The sequence below is a fragment of the Balneola vulgaris DSM 17893 genome (assembly GCF_000375465.1).
In the GTDB taxonomy this organism is placed as follows: domain Bacteria; phylum Bacteroidota; class Rhodothermia; order Balneolales; family Balneolaceae; genus Balneola; species Balneola vulgaris.
Genome location: NZ_AQXH01000009.1, coordinates 23,040 through 43,347, shown reverse-complemented (window position 1 = coordinate 43,347; position 20,308 = coordinate 23,040). Strand labels below are relative to the sequence as shown.

13 protein-coding genes are annotated in these 20,308 nt (G+C 40.1%); 11 read left to right on the top strand and 2 right to left on the bottom strand.

Annotation, left to right across the window (positions count from 1 at the left end; all coding sequences use genetic code 11):
• Positions 1-24: 24 nt before the first annotated feature.
• The 10 genes from B155_RS0112260 to B155_RS13480 all read left to right on the top strand — a co-directional run bounded on the left by B155_RS0112260 (position 25) and on the right by B155_RS13480 (position 15,622).
• Complete coding sequence (locus B155_RS0112260; RefSeq protein WP_018128559.1) at positions 25-3,465, top strand: SusC/RagA family TonB-linked outer membrane protein; 3,441 nt, start codon at positions 25-27, stop codon at positions 3,463-3,465.
• Positions 3,466-3,498: 33 nt separating this feature from the next.
• Entirely contained in the window at positions 3,499-5,064 is a 1,566-nt protein-coding gene (locus B155_RS0112255; protein WP_018128558.1) for a RagB/SusD family nutrient uptake outer membrane protein, read from the top strand.
• 76 nt (positions 5,065-5,140) lie between these two features.
• Entirely contained in the window at positions 5,141-5,629 is a 489-nt protein-coding gene (locus B155_RS0112250) for a hypothetical protein (RefSeq protein ID WP_018128557.1), read from the top strand.
• A 331-nt stretch (positions 5,630-5,960) separates the two neighbouring features.
• A complete protein-coding gene (gene rsfS, locus B155_RS0112240) occupies positions 5,961-6,377 on the top strand; it encodes a ribosome silencing factor (protein WP_018128556.1) in 417 nt (138 codons plus the stop codon).
• 6 nt (positions 6,378-6,383) lie between these two features.
• Complete coding sequence (locus B155_RS0112235) at positions 6,384-7,364, top strand: 2-hydroxyacid dehydrogenase (protein WP_018128555.1); 981 nt, start codon at positions 6,384-6,386, stop codon at positions 7,362-7,364.
• Between the two features lie 4 nt (positions 7,365-7,368).
• Positions 7,369-11,202 (top strand): sensor histidine kinase, encoded by a 3,834-nt coding sequence (locus B155_RS0112230; RefSeq protein WP_018128554.1) that lies wholly within the window; start codon positions 7,369-7,371, stop codon positions 11,200-11,202.
• Between the two features lie 92 nt (positions 11,203-11,294).
• The gene (locus tag B155_RS0112225; protein ID WP_018128553.1) at positions 11,295-12,632 is read left to right on the top strand and encodes an MATE family efflux transporter; all 1,338 of its coding nucleotides are present in this window, start codon (positions 11,295-11,297) and stop codon (positions 12,630-12,632) included.
• A 59-nt stretch (positions 12,633-12,691) separates the two neighbouring features.
• Positions 12,692-13,786 (top strand): type III polyketide synthase, encoded by a 1,095-nt coding sequence (locus B155_RS0112220; RefSeq protein ID WP_018128552.1) that lies wholly within the window; start codon positions 12,692-12,694, stop codon positions 13,784-13,786.
• Position 13,787: 1 nt separating this feature from the next.
• Positions 13,788-14,492 (top strand): methyltransferase domain-containing protein, encoded by a 705-nt coding sequence (locus B155_RS0112215; protein ID WP_026167348.1) that lies wholly within the window; start codon positions 13,788-13,790, stop codon positions 14,490-14,492.
• Positions 14,489-15,622: an FAD-dependent oxidoreductase gene (locus tag B155_RS13480; RefSeq protein ID WP_018128550.1), complete on the top strand. Its 1,134-nt coding sequence runs from the start codon at positions 14,489-14,491 to the stop codon at positions 15,620-15,622. The genes B155_RS0112215 and B155_RS13480 overlap by 4 nt, the downstream gene beginning before the upstream one ends.
• On the opposite strand, the gene B155_RS0112205 is transcribed toward B155_RS13480, so the two are convergent.
• Together B155_RS0112205 and acnA are read right to left on the bottom strand one after the other, a co-directional pair.
• A complete protein-coding gene (locus B155_RS0112205; RefSeq protein ID WP_169331303.1) occupies positions 15,611-16,753 on the bottom strand; it encodes a GAF domain-containing protein in 1,143 nt (380 codons plus the stop codon). The two genes, B155_RS13480 and B155_RS0112205, sit on opposite strands and share 12 nt — an antisense overlap.
• A 121-nt stretch (positions 16,754-16,874) precedes the next feature.
• The gene (gene acnA / locus B155_RS0112200; protein WP_018128548.1) at positions 16,875-19,580 is read right to left on the bottom strand and encodes an aconitate hydratase AcnA; all 2,706 of its coding nucleotides are present in this window, start codon (positions 19,578-19,580) and stop codon (positions 16,875-16,877) included.
• 282 nt (positions 19,581-19,862) lie between these two features.
• Here acnA and rplM point away from each other — a divergent pair, with 282 nt between their 5' ends.
• Positions 19,863-20,306, top strand: a complete 444-nt coding sequence (gene rplM / locus B155_RS0112195; protein ID WP_018128547.1) for a 50S ribosomal protein L13 — start codon at positions 19,863-19,865, stop codon at positions 20,304-20,306.
• Positions 20,307-20,308 lie beyond the last annotated feature (2 nt).

The following is a 20,308-nucleotide window of genomic DNA, read 5'->3' as shown; positions in this document are numbered from 1 at the left end:
AACACAACACGAAGGAGATAAACTATGAGGAAACATGCTACTGTAATGTTTGCTTTGTTTTTGGCAATGTTCGTTGGTTTCGCTCAACCGAGCGCAATCGGACAGGACCAAAATTCTAACTTTGTACCATTAGATTGGTACGCACACAATGAGAGCACCTCAGCTTTCAAACAAAAAATTGATATCGATCTTAAAAACCTATTGCTCGAAGATGCTTTAAAAGCTATCGAGAAAAAAGGTAAGATCCGTTTGACTTACGATCGTGCAATTCTTCCTAAAAAGAGAGTTACACTATCTAGATCAAACATTTCCATTATAGATGCTATCACTGCAGCTATTTCAAATACTCCACTTAAAGTGATGGCATCTCCATCTGGCCAAGTGGTAATTATGGAAAACAAGAGTAGTAATGAAGTAGTACTAAACAGTATCATCGCTGGTACTGTTTATGATACTCAAACGGGTGAGACCATCCCTGGTGCAAACGTATTCTTAGAAGGTACTGGAAAAGGTGCCCCTACTAATGCTGATGGGATGTACTCACTTACAAATGTTCAGCCAGGTGATTACGAGATCACAGCTAGCTTAATGGGTTACAAAAAAGTTACTAAAGAGATTTCTGTTGGCTCTGACGAGCAGATCAAAATGGACTTCGAATTGAGCCCAAATGCTTTAACCATGGATGAGGTTGTGGTTAGTGGTATGGTTGATCCTATTGATGGGAAAAAAGTTCCTTTTTCTGTAGGTAAAGTAAGCAAGCAGAATATCGCGGCCGTACCAACTACTAACTCAGCTCTTGGAGCAATTCAGGGTAAAGTAGCGGGTGTACAAATTGTTCGTGGTTCTGGTCAGCCAGGTACCGGAGTGAACATTCTTCTAAGAACTCCTACCTCAATTTCAGGAAGTAGCAACAGCCCTATGTATGTAGTAGATGGCGTTGTACTTGGTACTTCATTTGGTGGTACAACAGTTGATTTAGAGTCGTTAGACATTGAAAATGTTGAGGTAATTAAAGGTGCCGCTGCAGCTTCACTATACGGTTCTCGTGCTGCGGGTGGTGTAATTTCTATTACAACATCACGTGGTAAAGGATTAAAGCTTGATGAAACTAGAATCACTTATCGTGGTGAGCTAGGTTTAACTGCTGCTCCTACGAGCCTTCCACTTACAATCCACCATTACTATCAGACTAACGCTCAAGGTGAGTTCATTGATGGATCAGGGAATGTGACTACAGACCCAAATTCTCGTGTTATTTCTGATGATCGTATTATGGATAATGATTATGGTGTTCCATTGTACGACAACGTAGCTACTTTCTTTAAGCCAGGTAGCTTCCAAACACATAGTGTAAGTGTTAGCCAAAGATTGGATAAAACCAATTTCATGATATCAGCTAACAACTATCAGGAAGAAGGTTCTTTAGAAAATAACGATGGTTTCCAGCGTAATAACTTCCGTGTAAACTTAGATCATATTATTAGTGATAAGTTCTACATTAGTGCAAGTGCTTACCACAACCGTTCTAAGAGAGACAACTTATCCGGTTCTCCATTTTGGGATTTATTGATGTACCCTAACACGGTTGATTTAGGCGTTAAAGATGAAGAAGGCAATTACATCATGCAGCCAGATCCATCAGTAAATGCTGAAAACCCAATTTGGCGTCAGTCTTCTCGTGATAACTTCACAGAAAGAGCACGAACTTTAGCTAGTATCGACTTAAAGTTCTCTCCATTTGATTGGTTAAATGCTTCAGCGAATATGAGTTATGACCGCTCTGATATTTTGAGTCAATCTTATGTACCAAAAGGAACTCCTGTATCGGTTACTTCCGATGCTCGTTCTGATGGTTACCTAAGCCGTGGAATTTCTTACACAGATGCACTAAATGGTTCTGTAAGTTTAAGTGGCCTTAAGCGTTTCGGGAAATTAAATACCCGTGTTACTGCTCGTGCGATGTTTGAAAGTGAAAGCTACAACTATGTTGGAGCTGAAGGTGAAGATTTCGGATTAGCAGATCTACCTGATTTAAGCTTTGCTCGTGATCAGTTTGCATCATCTTCATCTCAAGACATCCGTTCGAATGGTTACTTCATTCAAGCTGGACTTGATTATGACGACAAATACATCGCCGATTTATTATTAAGACGTGATGGTAGTTCATTATTTGGCCCTGAAGCTAGATGGAACAACTACTATCGTATTGGTCTTAGTTACCGACTATCTATGGAAGACTGGTGGACTTTTGATGACATCACAGAATTCAAATTACGTTACTCTCGTGGTACAGCTGGTGGACGTCCTGGATTCAGCTACCGTTACGAAACTTGGAGCTATAGTGCATCAAGCGGTAGTGTTTCAAAAAACACCTTAGGTAACAAAAACCTAAAACCAGAGATTACGACCGAGCAAGAGTTTGGTGTTGATTTCATCTTATTAGACAAGTACTCATTCCAGTTTTCTTATGTGAAGCAGCTTACTGAGCAGCAGTTATTACAACGTCCACAGCGTGCGGTAACAGGTTACCCAAGTCAGTGGGTAAATGACGGTTCTCAGTCTGGTAAAACTTTAGAAGCTACCTTTGAAGCTCAAATTTACAATACTCGTGATATGAGATGGTCTGCTACCATTGTTGCCGATCATTCAATCAGTCAAATTGAAGAATGGAATCGCCCTTCATTTTTTGATGGATTACAGTTAATTGAAGCAGGTGCAAGTCTTGGCGACATGTGGGGTGAATATCACTACACAAGCTTAGATCAACTACCTGAGAGTCTTCAACCATTCCGTGATAACTTCCAGGTTAACGATGATGGCTATGTAGTGGCTGTAGGCGCTGGCAACTCTTGGAAAGATGGTCTTACTAATAACCTATGGGGAACCAACGTAACAGTTGATGGAGAAAATTACTCATGGGGTACACCTATTATCGCTACTGATGAAGAAGGTCTTCCTGAGTTGGTTAAAGTTGGATCAAGTTTACCAGATTTAAATCTTGGTTTCCTTAACAACTTCTTTTACAAAGGGTTCACTGTTCATACTCACTTACACGCTCAAATTGGCGGTAATGTATACAACCAAACTCGTCAGAGACTATACCAGCATTCACGCCACGGTGATATGGATCAAAGTGGAAAAAGTGATGCTGCTAAGAAGCCTTTCGATTACTACTACGCACTGTACAACTTCAACAACATCACTCAAGAGTTTGCTGAAGATGGTTCATTCGTAAAACTTCGTGAAGTGGCCCTAAAGTACACTTTAGGAAAAGATAAGCTTTCAAATTTAGGGTTAGGAAATGGTGTTGAGTCGATCTCATTTGGTATGATTGGCCGTAACCTATTCACCATCTCTAATTACTCAGGATTCGATCCAGAAGTAGGATCTGTATTAAGCCGTTACGACAGCTTTGGATACCCAGTTACCCGTTCATTCACTGGTAGCATTGAAATTGCATTCTAAACTTATCGAATCAAAGAATTTAATTACCTAATTATGTTTAATAAAAATAAATACAAAACGAAGGGATCTATTCGTTCTAAAGTGCTAAAAGGATTTTCCGTACTAGCTCTTACCGGATTCATCTCTTGTCAAGACCTTGATGTAGTAAATACTAATGCTCCTGATCGCGAGCGAGCATTAAGTAACCCAGGTGATGTGGAAGTACTTATCTCAAGTACCTTTCAAGATCTTTGGGGTCGTACTCAAACTTCTGGTACCTCTATCAACTCTATGCCCGTTGTGGCTGATGAGTTTACGGGTACTTACGCTAACAACGCTTCGCTTGAGTTAAGCTCTGAGCCAAGAGTTGCTTACACAAACAACCCTACTTCTTCAGCACACGAAATTGGAAGATATCAGTGGTACGCATGGTATTCTGCTCTTTCAAGTGCAAACGAAGGGCTTACAGCTATCAACAATGGGTTAGTAATTCCTGATGAGAACGGTGATGATGTAACAGCTCGCGCTGAAGCATTTGCTCGTTTCATGCAAGGGGTTAGCCTTGGTTACTTAGGTATGTTATTTGATCAGGCTTCTATTGCTGATGAGAATACCGATCTTGAAGATGCGCAAGCATTAGAGTACCGCCCATATGACGAAGTATTAGACTTCGCGATTGCAAAGTTAGAAGAAGCAATCACATTTATGGAAAACAATACCTTTACACTACCTAGCGAGTGGATTGATGGCAACCCATTATCGAATACCGAAATGGCTAAAGTTGCTCATTCTTATATCGCTCGTATCATGGTATATGGTGCTCGTACTCCAGCTGAGCGTGCAGCTCTAGATTGGGATAAAGTGCTTACTCACTTAGACAATGGTATCACTGAGGACTTTGATGTTACGCTAAGTAGCTCTGGTCTTTATAGCTACTATCTAAACCGTGCTCAAAGCAATGGTTCATACAGATCTCATGCTGATTACAAGTTAATTGGCCCTGCCGATACTTCAGGTGCATACCAAACTTGGATCAATGCTGAGCCTAACGATCGTCAGCCTTTCCTAATCGAAACGCCAGACCGTCGTGTTACCGATGCTGGTGATCCTGAAACGGGTGGTAAATACTTCCGTTACCGTTCAGAAGCTCTTCCTAATCCTGATCGTGGTAGCTACCACATGTCGTACTACCAATGGTACCGCTACAGTGGCGCATACTATACAGGCACTATGACTATCATGTCTATAGAAGAAATGGACCTAATGCGTGCGGAAGCTCATGTTCAAAATGGTGAGCCTGCTCTTGCACTCCCATACGTTAACGACACTCGTGTTAACAATGGTGAATTAGCACCTGTTACCGTAGCTGGTGTACCTGCAGGTTCTATTCCGTTAAACGCGGATGGCAGTGAAGGTTCGTTACTAGATGCTATTTACTACGAGCGTATGCTTGAGTGTGCAGGTACAGATGCTCTTCGTGCATACCTAGATCGTCGTGGTTCAGGTACACTTACCACTGGTACATTCTATCAATTCCCAGTTCCTGGGCGTGAATTACAATCTCTAGGAATGGAGATTTACACCTTTGGTGGAGTTGGCAACGATGGTGCCGCTCAATAAGTAATAATCTTATAGTTGCCGCCACTACTACCATAGTAGCATAGTGGTGGCGACTTTTATTTTCAATCTACTACCTATGAATAATTCATCATTTTCTCGCGTCGCACTTTTAGCTTTTACCGTATTTAGTTTAGCATTAGCAAGTTGTTCGTCATCTAAAGCTATCAACACGAACAGTAACACTTATCAGGTTCGCTTAGGTGTATCAAAACAGAATACTATTGATATTGAAACCCCTCGAATTTTTACACGATTTGGCTATCAGATTCTACGAAACGAAGCCAATGTAGGGGAAATCTTCTACGAAACTAGATGGAAGAAAAGAGCTGCTACAGAAGACGAACGCAAACTTGGTATCAAGCAAGCAAATACCCGATTAACTCTGCGAGCTAAACCACGCGTCACTGCAGGTATTTACTCAGTGATTTTAATTGCAGAAAACCAATACCAAGACACCGAAACCGGCGAGTGGCGACCAAGCCCACTTACGGATATGGCTAAAGACAAGATCAAAGAAATTAGTGACGTTTTTAAAACTGAATTTCAGGTTAAAGGATTGAACTAACGTTCATTACTTCGTTTCTCACTACCTATTTATACAACTTGTAAGCTCACCCTGAGCTAACTCGCATAACCTAGAGCAGGAATGGGAAAACTGACGTTTTCCCATTCTTTTATTGTGATATACTGCTTTATTTAATCACATTGAGATTAAGCCGCCTTATTACGATTTTATATCGTTCAACAAGATCATCGATACATTTCAGAACTTTTTGATATAATCGCCCTATAAGGGTCTATACTGTATATTCTCCTTTGGGTCAGAGGGAATGAGAGCATTCAATAAAGTGAGCATCATACCCAAATGATCTATAATTAGTACATAATAATTTTCCATGACTGATATCCAATCACCTAAAAATCAACAATTTTCAAACGCCTATTCTGAAGAGGATTTAAAGCCTGCAGATGTTTTAAATGTAATTACAGAAGCATTACTCAGTAAAAAGGCTAACGACATTACGGTGCTGGACGTGTCTGAGCTCACAACACTGGCTGAATACTTTGTGGTTTGTCACGGTAACTCTGATGTTCAAGTAAAAGCCCTTGCCGACGCTGTTGAAGATGATGTACTCAAGCAAACTGGTGAAAAGTCGTGGAGAAAAGAAGGCGCTCAAGGAAGAAGCTGGATTATCTTAGATTTTGTAAACATCGTAGTACATGTAATGAGCCAAGAAAAGCGAGAGTTTTACGGTATTGAAAGAATGTGGAACGACGCTAAAGTAACGCACATCAAAGACGAGGCAAAGTAGTTTTATATGGGCTCATCTTTACCAAAAGTACTAATAACTGAGCCTATACCTGACAAATCGATTGAGTTTCTCTCAGATCGATACACAGTAGAAATTGGTGAGAAAGGACGTTTTCAGAATGAAGACGCTTTAATTGAAGCCATCCCTGAATACCATGCTCTACTATGCATGCTATCCAATCCCATTACCAAAAATGTACTTCAAGCGGGCACCAACTTAAAAGTAGTGGCCAATTTTGCCGTTGGCTATAACAATATTGACGTTGAAGCCGCGACCGAGCTTGGAATTAAAGTTGCCAATACTCCTGATGTACTTACTGAGGCCTGTGGTGATTTTGCAATGGGCTTACTCATGGCTGTTTCACGCAAATTCAATGATGCCGAGCAATACTTAAGAGAAGGCCATTTTAAAGGATGGGAACCACTTGGCTTTTTAGGTTTGGAGCTTCGTGGAAAGACATTAGGCATTATTGGCATGGGAAGAATTGGCCAAGCATTTGCTCATCGTGCCAAAGCATTTGGTATGAACATCGCTTATCACAACCGCTCTCCTCTTTCTCAAAAAGAAGAGCAACCATTACAAGCGTCATATATTAAAGACCTAGATCAACTCATTTCAACAAGTGATGTTGTGAGCGTAAATTGTCCACTTACTCCCGAAACACATCATTTGATTAATGAAAGACGATTAGGGCTTATGCAAGAACATGCGCTACTAATCAATATTTCTAGAGGGCCGGTTGTTGATGAGAAAGCCTTAGCTCATGCTCTTCACAACAAACACATTGCGGGGGCTGGATTAGACGTATTTGAAGAAGAGCCTAAAGTTTACCCACATTTACTTACTGCGCCCAATTGCACCATGCTACCTCATATTGCCAGTGCTACTTTTGAAACTCGCGATGCCATTGGTATGTTAGCGGTTCAGGCAATTCACAAAATTCTAAATGGTGATGACCCAAAGAGTATCACAAACTTAGTTAACTAAGCGATTGAATCGGGAACACTTCCATAAAATTTATTTCTATACTGCTTTATTAATATTAGCAGGACTGGGTTATGTAGTAGCTGAAATTTGGCACTTAAAGTCACAACCTGACGAAGCCGAAATTAAGAAGCTAGCCACAGAAAGTGTCGAAAAAGCCGCTTCCGCTTTCCAAGATTATGTGCAAAACTTTGAAGAACAAAGCCTCATAGCCTTTGGAGCTATTCAGTCACAAATCATCAATAATGAACTTTCTGAAGAGGAGATTTATGAGCTTATATCAAATGAGCCAAGTTTTTGGGGAGCTTCATTATTTAAGAACGATTCGCTTATAGTATGGTCGGGCTATACCGAACAGCTTAACGGTCCCCCACCTTTCGTTCCTAAAAAGTTTACCCTTTATGTACTCAGAGACAGAAATGTAAATTACCTGAAGGGTATTAATGCCTTTACCACTGCTGATTCTACCGAATATAGTTTCGTTACCACTACAAAATTAAAGCAACGAAACACCTTAGATATCGGAAGTAATACGGAACTAACGACTTCTGAGATTTTAGATATCGATTTACCATATCCTGTACATTTTAAGTACTTCTCTACCGTTCCTGATGACATCATCTACAAAAAAACGGTTGCTGTTCATGCAAACTTAGAGGCAACAACGGTATATGCCTCACACAGTGATCAACTGTTTTTTGAGCAAAACAGAGAACGACTATATACCAAAGTAAAAATGTTTTTGCTGTTGGTTTTTTTCGGTGTAGGTGGCATGTTGATGATCAATCTCAGTAATCGATTTGATTCAAGGCGTTCTTTTTTAATGCTACTGATTTCCCTCATTCTTGGATGGTCATTGCTTTGGTTACTTCTACCCACTTTAAAACTCGAATTGATTCTTGGTATTAACTCATCACTTCGAGAGCTCATTCATCTTGGACTAAATGCATTTCTAGCCTTCCTTTTTGCGGTACTTATTTCTGAGTTTTATTACTCAAATAGAAACTTTAAAGTAAAAGTGGGGATTAAAGCTAGCACGATCATTTCCCCACTCTTTGGGTTGGTTATCGCTTCTGTTACAACCGCTATTTCAGTTTCTCTGTATGGCTATATCGTAGATACTAATCTTCATATTACTGACCTTAATCTAGTTCCCTCCTTTTCTGTATATCTGCTGTATGCATTTTCAGGAATGCTATGGATTTCAGCTTCGTGGAGTATTGTATATCTGATTGTCATCTTGTTCAAAACCGTAAGTACACGAGGTTTATCCACCCTCTTTTTTATCATTTTCGGTTTTATACTTGGGATGTATTTAGTGGGACTTACTCGACTTCAAGACAATATCGATTGGCTGATTTACACCTCTTCTTCCATCTTCATAGTTCTTATATCGATTTCCTATTTATCGTGGAGAAACACCCTTCACTTACAGTACAAATCAAAGCTTAGGCTTATTCTTTTCATCTGCTTTGTAGCTACCGTGATTTCGTATGTACCCTTCTATAATGGGCAGATTGAACGCCGAAATTCGGTAATGGAAAACCAGGCTAAATCATTTACTCATAATTCTGAAAGCCAAATTGAAAACATCACTATCGAAATATTAATTCGATTGGAAAAACAGTTGTCTGCATTAGAAGTCACTGATTTGGAAGAACAGAGTGATCAATTGATCTCTGAATTTAATGATGAGGTAACGAGTTTAATTGAAAGTAGACAAGAGTGGCAATCATATTCATTTTCCGTCCAACTTATAGACACGAAGGGAGACCCATTAGCTGAATTTACTACCAATTTAAATGCACCTGGTTGGACCAAAACTTTCGACATGTTCAGCTTGGAGATACCCTACGAGCAGGAAAGGATTCGTCGTGATCGATTGAGACCTATCATCCGTGAGAATCCACTTGAACGTCCATCTTCAAGTTACACCACTTATCGTCAAGGTTGGGTTCCAGTTTTTGAATCCCCAACTAGTGAACGAAAAATTGCTTGGGTTATCACTTCCGTGTATCAGGAACAACCACAGTACCGCAAACCGTTACGAGCTGTAGTGGCTAGCAAAAAAGAACAGGAAAAAAATTCTTCGTTTTTGATCAGTGAATATGAAAATGGTGAATTAAAAAGAAGTGCTACCAATGGCCTGCCTATTGAAATCCCAAGTTTAACTGTACTACCCGATGAGATTCTAGAGCAAATAGAACAAGATTCGGTATTCTATAGAAATACTACTTTAGGTGGGCAAGACATCAAAGAGTATTACTGGAAAATTGATGATGGTAATGTAATCCGAGTTGCTACATTCAATACTACCTTTGCTAATCATGCTTTTGGGTTACTCCGCTTCTTTTTCTACTTACTGGCTACACTATTCTTAGTCACCTTAATCCTGCAATGGCAAAAGGATATACTCATAATTGGGTCGAATATACGCTTTAAAGATCGCCTTATTGATCGATTTGTAATCGCTTCGATGCTATGTTTAATCGCATTAATTGCTACTTCATCGGGAACCATTATCAAACAAAGTGCTGAAATTGTAGTTGATGACTTGAATAACAAGTTGGTAAGCGTGGCTAATACCTATGAAAACAGTTCCAATGAAGATGTTACTGAAACGCTATTGTTATCCAGCAACTTATTGAATTCTGATGCGGTACTTTTTAAAGGGAGTGAGTTAATTGGATCTACTGCGCCACAAATATTTTCACAGCATATACTCCCATCACAAGTTCCATGGGATGTATTTAACGCAATCATCAATAATGGTAGTGATGTTGAAATTAGATCTTACAAGTTAGGCGACCAAGACCTGTTGATTGGTTTCAAACCAATTATTTTAAATGGGGAAGTTACTAATATCGCTGCTATCCCAACCTTCCTGAAAACGCCTTCATTCAACGAGCAGTTACTATCAACTACCAGCTATTTGGTTGGGATGTTCTTCATTATTTTTGGTGTATTCATTTTAGGCGCCGCTTATATAGCAAATCAAATGACCACCCCTCTTGAAGAACTTAATGAAGGGATTAAAACGATCTCTGAAGGTAGCCTTGAAACCACTCTTCCAGTAAAAAGTAAAGATGAAATCGGTTCCTTAACCAATGCCTTTAATGTGATGGTTTATCGCCTTCAAGATCTAAGAAAAAACTTAGTTGAGGTTGAACGTGAAGCAGCTTGGAAGGAGATGGCTCAGCAAGTTGCCCATGAGATAAAGAACCCATTAACTCCGATGAAGCTCAGCCTTCAGCATTTAGAGCGACAAATTAATAACCCGAATATATCTGATGAAAAAATTAAGGCTCAGTTTTCTAAAGTGAACCAGAACCTTATTGAACAAATTGAATCGCTCAGTAAAATCGCTTCTGATTTCTCAAAGTTTGCCAAGCCTATTGAGCAGCCTTTAGAAAGAATGGACATCAACGAAGTGCTAAGTGCCGTATCAGAAATGTATGCCCATGAAGAGCGCATTCACTTAAATGTTGATTTGCATTCCGAACCAATATTCATCCAAGGAGTGAAGGATGAACTTCGAAGAGTGTTTATTAATTTGATTAAAAATGCGATTGAGGCTATCCCTAAAAAAGGTGAAGTGAGTATAAACAGCCTAAAAGCAGGTGACCGTGTAATTGTTCAAATTTCGGATACAGGTGAGGGCATCGCTGAAGAAAATCAATCATCCATTTTTGTACCTAATTTTAGTACTAAGAGTAGCGGCACGGGTTTAGGGTTGGCTATATCTAAAAAGATCATAGAGGCTCACGACGGTGAAATAAGGTTTGTGTCTATGCCCGGTGAAGGCACAACCTTTGAAGTGATTTTCAAGATTACTAATTGATCAAAGTACGTAGCTCAAAAGAGGTAAATTCCTGAATCTTAATTTAGCATTCAGTTGATAAGTTCGTACCATTGACCGCCTAATACACAGGCATGTCGAGTACCCAAAATGAAATAAAAAAAGAGTCCAAGATATTATTCAAGCTTGGCGGACCCATCGTAGCAACTCAACTTATGCGAATGGGGCTCAACTTCACCGACACGGTGATGGCGGGGAATCTCTCAGCCTTAGACTTAGCAAGTGTAGCCATTGGTAATGCCTTGTACCTACCCATTACCATATTTTGCATGTCTACTTTGATTGCAATCAATCCTGTAGCTTCACAGCTTTTAGGCGCACGTAAATTTGAAGAAATTGGCATGAGTGCTCGTCAATTATTCTGGTTAATCATTTTTTTATCCGTGCCCTGCTTTTTCTTAATTCGCAATCTCGGCATCATTATGGAATGGGTTGGAGTTACGCCCGAAATCATCCCATTAGCCAGTGAATATTTGAATGCAATTTCATGGGGCATACTCCCTCTATTTGCTTATGCTGGGGTTCGCTTTTTTAGTGAAGCATTATCCGTTACAAAGCCTGCTATGTACATTGCTGCAATAAGTTTGGTGCTTAATGTAGGAGCCAACTATGTATTAATGTATGGGAAATTAGGATTCCCTCAATTAGGTGCTGTAGGTGCCGGTTATGCCACCTCATTATTAAACCTTTTTGCGGCTATTGCCTTCATAATTTTTACAGCCAAATTTAAGCCCTTTCACCGTTTCAATATATTTGCACGTACCAAAGGCCCTGATTTTAAAATCATTAAAGAGTTACTCACTGTAGGCTTACCTAATGGTGTTAGTTCAGCTATGGAAGTATTGCTCTTTGCAGCTGTTAGTGTGTTGATGGGAACGCTTAGCGTTGAAGCATCCGCATCCCATCAAATAGCTATTAATGTGGCCGCTACGCTCTATATGATTCCATTTGGTTTATCGATAGCTATATCACAACGAGTAGGTTTTTCACTGGGGCAGGGATCAATGTCGAAAGCTCGATTTAGAGGTTTTGTAGGAATCGGTATTTGTGCAGGCATCATGACTCTTACCGCACTTGTATTATTTACTATTCCTGATGCCATCATCGCTATTTACACCAATGATCCTTTGGTTAGTGTAATGTCTGTGTCGCTACTATTTATGGCTGGGTTATTTCAAATATCCGATGGCTTACAAGTAGGGGGCTTTGGAGCTCTGCGTGGATTAAAAGACACACGAGTTCCTATGATTGTGAACTTTATTTCTTATTGGCTTATTGGCTTCCCCGTTGGTTACTACCTCGGCATCATCTCCGACTTCGGGCCAGAAGGGCTGTGGATTGGTTTAATCTCAGGCTTAAGCGTGGCTGCAGTACTGCATAACTATCGCTTCAACAAACTCACTTCTGCCTAAGACAGTTTGAACTATCTCCTTTAGTTCTGCGTATTTATTTAGTATATAAATACAACGCTATGTCTTCTTATATCCATTGCATATCCACCTCCGTTCCTGATGGTTTTAATCATCAGCAGAACATCCGTGAACTCATGAAGCACTACTTACAAGGAGATCGGAAAACACAAGCAATACTACATCGCATTTACACCCAATCTGGTATTGAGAAAAGACATTCCGTTATTACCGACTTTCACAAAGAACCCAATGGTGAAGCTTTATTTTTAAACGGAACTACGACTTTAGCTCCTCCCTCTACGGCCATAAGAAATGACGTTTATAAGAAAGAAGCATCACGGTTATTTAAAGAAACAGGCGCAAAGTTATTAAAAGAAAGTTCTTTCGCTCCCGAGGATATTACCCATGTGATAACTGTATCCTGTACGGGTTTTTATGCACCAGGACCTGACTATGAATTGGTTAAAGCATTACATCTAAAACCGACTACTCAACGATTTCATATTGGATTTATGGGGTGCTATGCTGCATTCCCTGCAATGAAAATGGCTCAAGCTTTTTGTGAATATGATCCAGATGCTGTGGTAATGATTGTAGCCACCGAGCTATGTTCCTTACATTTTCAAAGCTCCACCGATGTTGATCAATTATTATCAGGTTCTGTATTTGCGGATGGATCTGCTGGTTTAATTATGAGTGCTCAAAAACCAGAAAACCACGGCTTTCAAATAAATAACTTCGCATCCTCCTTAGCTGATAGTGGGGAGAAGGATATGGCTTGGGATATTGGTGATTATGGCTTCGAAATGGTTTTATCTACCTATGTGCCCGATATAATTCAGGCAAACTTAGACGATGTGTTACAACCACTATTCAATCAATTTGAATTGTCTCATCAAGACATCGATCAATGGGCCATCCACCCTGGTGGGCGTTCAATTATCGATAAAGTTGAAGAACACTTTCAGCTCGAAGCTCAACAAATTCACTCATCAAGAACCGTGCTAAAAGAATATGGAAATATGAGTAGTGCAACGGTACTATTTGTTTTAGCAGATTTGTTGAATGTGGATTACCAAAGTGGTAATAAAGTATTACCTATGGCCTTTGGCCCTGGTCTTACCATTGAAAGCGGACTATTCACAATGATTTGATATGCCACTATTTCTTCGACAGCGAGCGACGAACTTAACTGAACATATGGATAGTGAGGAATGTAGTTTAGAACTCATAAGAGCTACCTACCAACAATTCTACACCATTAACAATCTACTTTCACAATGGCGGAAAATCTACAAATCACATATCTCCCCCTTTTTAAAAGCCAACAATGGCAAGGCAACCGTTTTAGATATTGGTTTTGGTGGAGGTGACATTGCTTTTTTACTACACGATTTAGCCTCTGAAGAAGGATACACACTCGATATAACAGGTATAGAATTAGATCGCCGGGCACTAGACTTTGTTCGTTCACTAGATTGCCCTTCCAATATATTTTTCAGGCAAGGTCTAAGCTCTGACTTAGTGGATGAGGGAAGAACTTTCGATTTCGTTATCTCCAATCATTTATTACATCACTTAAACAGCTCCGAATTCGATGCTGTTTGTAAGGATGCAGAACAACTATCTACACACAAAGTCATCTTCAACGATATTGAACGAAGCGATATAGGCTACGCCCTATTTGCCACCTTTGCAAGGTTGTTATTCAGAAATTCACTGATAGTAGTTGATGGACTTATTTCCATTCGACGCAGTTATACTCACCATGAATTAACGGAACGTGCACCCATAAACTGGCAAGTACAAAGACTCTTTCCATTTCGATTGTTACTCACCTATTCACATCATTCAGCATGAAGAAAATAGTGATAGTTGGTGGCGGACCTATTGGCCTTTTTGCAGGCATCATGCTAAACCAAGCAGGATTCGACTGTACCATATTAGAGAAAAGATTGGAGCCTGTTCCTGATTCGCGCTCCCTAGGTATTCATCCCGTATCATTGAAATACTTAGACGAGATCGGTGTTTTAGATGCCTTCATAACTGAAGGGATAAAAATTTATAATGGACATGCCTATACCCCTGATAAAAAGTTAGGAAGTATTTCCTTTGCCCAACTAGCGGAACCATACAACTATATACTAGCCTGTCCACAGTCTAAAACAGAGACTATACTTCGTGCGCATATCAATCGTAGTAACCCAAATGCATTACTTACCGGAGCTCGGGTTACGAATGTGACTTCACATAAACAGTCATGCCATGTTTCCTACACACGTGATAACATGGATTATATTATTGAAGCCGATTATCTGCTTCTTTGTGATGGTAAGAACAGTTTTTGCAGAGATACTTTAGGGATACCATTTAATGGGCATTCCTATCCCGACACCTACATTATGGGCGACTTCGAAGATAATACCCCATTCGGTGATGATGCTGTGGTTTACCTGCCATCTGAAGGCATGATTGAATGCTTTCCACTTCCTAACAAAATGAGAAGGTGGGTTGTAAAAACTCCAAAGTTGCTAAAAAAACCTTCCCCTTCAGATCTTACTGAACTCGTAAAAGAGCGACTGAACATTGAATTAAGTGGGTTGCAAGTAAATATGCTCAGTTCGTTTGGAGTACAACATTATGTAGCTTCTAAATTTGTTCATCATCGATGCATATTGTTAGGCGATGCCGCCCATATTGTTAGTCCTATTGGAGGGCAAGGCATGAATTTAGGATGGATGGGTGCATATAGAGTTGCTAAAATTTTAGCCTCTACTCAAGCAGATAGCATTCCAGAACAACTCGATAGATTTGAAACAACCTTTCGTAAGATTGTGAAAAAAGCTGCGAGAAATGCTGAAATCAACATGAAGCTAGGGAGGAAACAACGTTTACCGCTTCTTCGCAATTTTGCGATTCAAACAATCTTGAAAAGCCCATTACGTACAATGGCCGCTAAACAATTTACTATGCTTTCCTTAGAGCGTTAGCGAATACTTGGTATCCACTTGGCGGGCAAAGAAAATGGTGAATGTAGTGCCACCATCTATATTTCGAATCTGTTGCGAATTGGCCTTTAACGAACTAGCTAGTTTTTTAATGATTACCGAAGCCAGGTTTTCATCTACCGTACTATCAAGGAATGCAGATAAACCTATTCCATTATCCGAAACACTCACCAATACTTTATCGCCCTCATCTTTTTTAATTGCGACAGAAATCACCCCTTTATCCATTCCGGTAAAGGCCTCTCTAAACATATTCAATATCACTTCTGTTACAATTAATCCAACAGTTAGTGCTTCATCTGTTTTCAAATGCACCTTATCAATATCGAAGGAGTATCGAATATCTTTAGGGAGATCTTCAAATATATTCGAAATCGATTCGGTTAGATGTGATAAGTAAAAACCTAAGTCAACTTCTTGCTCACTATCTGTTTTGAACAGCACTTCATGAGCTTGAGCTATAGCTTCAATGCGGGCACCCGTTGATTTCATCATGAATTCAACGGAAGCATCACTAAGCATTTTACCCTGCAATTGCACAAAAGCACTTAAGGCATTTAAGTTATTTTCGAAACCTTTGTGGAGCTCTTTTAGTCGTTCATCTTTTTCATTAATCTCATTTTTGAGCGTATCCACTTCTTGCACTTTTTCTATAGAAAGAGATGCATGCCCAGCAAGTGTATTAAGGGTTTCAATATCTTTCTCATTAAAGTCTTTGCCGCCTTTTTTATTTAACGCCTGCATGATTCCTACTGCTTCATTGTTTGAATCGAACATAGGAACGCAAATCATATTCCTTGTGGTAAAGTCTTCACTTATATCTCCGTAAAACTCTTCACTTTCTGACATATCATTTACCAGATAGGGCTTCTTATTTTTAAGTACCCATCCCGCTACCCCTTTATTACGAGGAATAACCATGCCTTTAATTTGATCTTTAACTGGTCCGGTAGGAATACTTAAATGAAGGCGGCCTGTGGCTTTGTCGAGTAACATCAGAGAACTCGCCTCTGATTTAATAACCGTACATACCGACTCCATACACTTGAGGAGCAACTGTTTTAATTCTGCTGTGCGATTTATCCCTTCAATCGCATGCAGAAGGAGTTTCATATGTTGGTGATTTTCCGGCATTCTTTACAAGTCTTCAAAGATGCTCTATTCACTCCTTAAAACAAAAAACCCCAGCTTAAAAAAAGCTAGGGTTAGAGAATTCTATAAAAAGTAAATCTACTTACGCTTTACTCTTTTTTAGGTAGTCAAGAAGTACTGTATGAAGGATACCACCATTGCGGTAGTAATCAACTTCCACAGGAGTATCAATTCTACTGTCAGTGATAAAGTTGATTTCCGTGCCATCCGCTTTGATAGCCGTTACTTTAACTTCACCACGAGCTTTGATGTTATCATCCACATCGATATTGAATGTTTCAGTACCATCTAAACCTAATGTTTCTGGAGTTTCACCAGACTTAAACTGAAGTGGTAGTACTCCCATTTGAACTAAGTTCGAACGGTGAATACGCTCATACGACTCAGCAATAACTGCTTTCACACCTAATAGGTTAGTACCCTTAGCTGCCCAGTCGCGAGAAGAACCTGTACCATACTGATTACCAGCAATGGCAATAAGTGGTGTATTGCTCTCTTTGTACTTTAATGAAGCATCATAAATAGATGTCACTTCACCGGTAGGTAGATAGGTAGTGTAACCACCTTCTGTACCTGGAGCTAGTTGGTTCTTAAAACGAACGTTTGCAAAAGTACCGCGTGTCATCACACGATCGTTACCACGACGAGAACCGTACGAGTTGAAATCTTTTTTCTCAACACCGTTGGCTTTCAAGTACTCACCGGCTGGCGCGTCTTCCTTAATAGCACCTGCTGGAGAGATGTGATCGGTAGTGATTGAATCTCCTACTTTCACAAGAGCACGAGCGCCATTAATTGGCTTAATAGGCTGTGGCTCTTCACTCATATTCATAAAGAATGGAGGCTCTTGAATGTAGGTAGACTTCTCGTCCCAATTAAATTGGTCACCACCTGATACTGGAATTGCTTCCCAAGTTGGTGATTCAAAAATATCGCCATACATCTTATCAAATAGGTCTGGGCGAATTGCATTGTCTAAGTGCTCTGCAATTTCTTCAGTAGTTGGCCAGATGTCTTTTAGGTATACATCGTTTCCATCTTTGTCTTGGCCAAGTGGCTCACTATTCAAGTCGATGTTAACGGTACCCGCTAAAGCATAAGCTACTACTAATGGAGGTGAAGCTAGGAAGTTCGCTTTTACCCATGGGTGAATACGACCTTCGAAGTTTCTGTTTCCTGAAAGCACACCTGCGGCAATAAGATCACCTTCGCGGATTGCTTTTTCTACAGGCTCAGGAAGTGGTCCTGAGTTACCAATACACGTAGTACAACCATAACCAACCAAGTTAAAGCCTAGCTTGTCCATGTACTCTGTTAAGCCTGCTTCATTTAGGTATTCAGTTACTACACGAGAACCTGGAGCTAGTGATGTTTTCACATAAGCTGGAACTTTAAGGCCTTTTTCAACTGCCTTTTTAGCAACGATACCTGCACCCAACATTACACTTGGGTTCGAAGTGTTGGTACAAGAAGTGATCGCGGCGATTACAACATCACCGTGGTTCATCTCAATTTCTTGTCCATTTTTGTAAAGTCCTTTATTCGCTAACTGCTGCTGCGTTAAGTTGAAGCCCATTGTTGGGTTATCACTTGTAAGCGAGTTGTTGAAAGCCTCTTTCATATTGTTTAGTGCAATACGATCGTGTGGCAATTTAGGACCTGCTAGCGAAGTCTCAACCGTACTTAAGTCAAGCTCAAGTGTTGATGAGAATACTGGATCTTGAATATCATCAGTTCTGAATAAGCCTTGAGCCTTGGTGTAATTTTCAACCAATTTAACGAGTTCTTCTGAACGACCCGTTCTTCTCATGTAGCGTAACGACTCATCATCAATCGGGAAGAAGCCCATTGTTGCGCCATACTCAGGAGCCATGTTTGCGATTGTTGCTCTATCTGGCAAGCTCATGTTGCTGATACCATCGCCGTAGAATTCAACAAACTTACCTACTACTCCATGCTTTCTTAGCATCTGAGTAACGGTTAGGGTTAAATCGGTAGCTGTTACGCCTTCACGAAGTTTCCCAGTAAGCTTCATTCCTGTTACTTCCGGAACTAACATAGAGATTGGTTGGCCAAGCATAGCTGCTTCCGCCTCGATTCCACCAACACCCCAGCCTAGAATACCAAGTCCGTTAATCATAGTGGTATGCGAATCGGTACCTACTAAGGTATCTGGGTAAGCAGTGATGCTACCATCTTCTTCAGTTCGGGTGAATACACCGCGACCTAAATACTCAAGGTTTACCTGGTGCACAATACCACGCCCTGGAGGTACTACACGGAAGTTATCAAAGGCTTCCTTACCCCATTTCAAAAACTCATAGCGCTCGTTATTACGCTCCATCTCTTTTTCAACGTTGAACATCAACGCTGCATCTTGCCCGAACATATCCACTTGTACCGAGTGGTCAATCACAAGATCAACGGGTACTTGAGGGTTGATGTCGGTTGGGTTACCACCCATGCGCTTCATAGCAGAACGTAATGCTGCTAAATCAACTACAGCAGGTACGCCTGTAAAATCCTGTAGTACTACTCGAGATGGTTTAAATGGAATTTCCCCTTGCGGGCTTGCAGCATTGTAGGTTGCAAGGGTTTCAATATCCTGTTCAGTAATAGCATATCCATCAAATTCTCTCAATACCGCTTCAAGCAATATTTTAATTGAAAACGGGAGAGTATCAATATTTGAATAGCCTAGTTCTTTAAGCTTAGGCAGGCTGTAATAATTAGCTTCACCATTCCCTGTATCAAAGGTCAGTTTGGTGCTCTTAAATTTGTCGCTCATTATAAATGTGTTTTTGAATTCGAATAGACCATAAAGATACAAATCTTTTTGAGCATTGTCTTTTTCTTAAACAGATTTCACATGATCATTCTTAATTCGTTAAATTCAGCTCTTTAAGCGAGCTCAATAACCCTAAAGAGAGAGATAGAGAAGAGCAGAAGTAATTTTTTTTGAGTTTGCCCTTGCTTGTGAGGAACAAATGTATAATTAGATATTGATATCTAACTTAAATACCCCTATCTTTTTCGACTTTCCAAGAAAACATATAAAACGAGTTTAATCGTGGATACTTTAAGTTTTAAAACATACTCAGCCAAAGCTTCCGATATCGAGAAGAAGTGGGTTTTGATCGACGCTGAAGATCAGCCGTTAGGTCGCGTGAGTACTGTTGTAGCATCAATATTGAGAGGAAAAAATAAGCCAACCTTTACTCCACACATGGATGTAGGCGATAACGTAATCGTTATCAATGCAGAGAAGGTGAAGCTTACTGGTAAGAAAATGACTGATAAGATGTACTTCCGCCACACGTTTTACCCAGGTGGTGAGCGTTTTACAAGTGCTGAAGACATGCTTAAGAAAGATCCTACCTCTCTTGTAATGAAAGCTGTAAAAGGTATGCTTCCAAAAAACAGACTAGGTCGTCGTTTATTGACTAACCTACGTGTTTATGCTGGACCAGTGCATAACCAGACAGCTCAGAACCCTGAAATCATCGAGCTTTAATC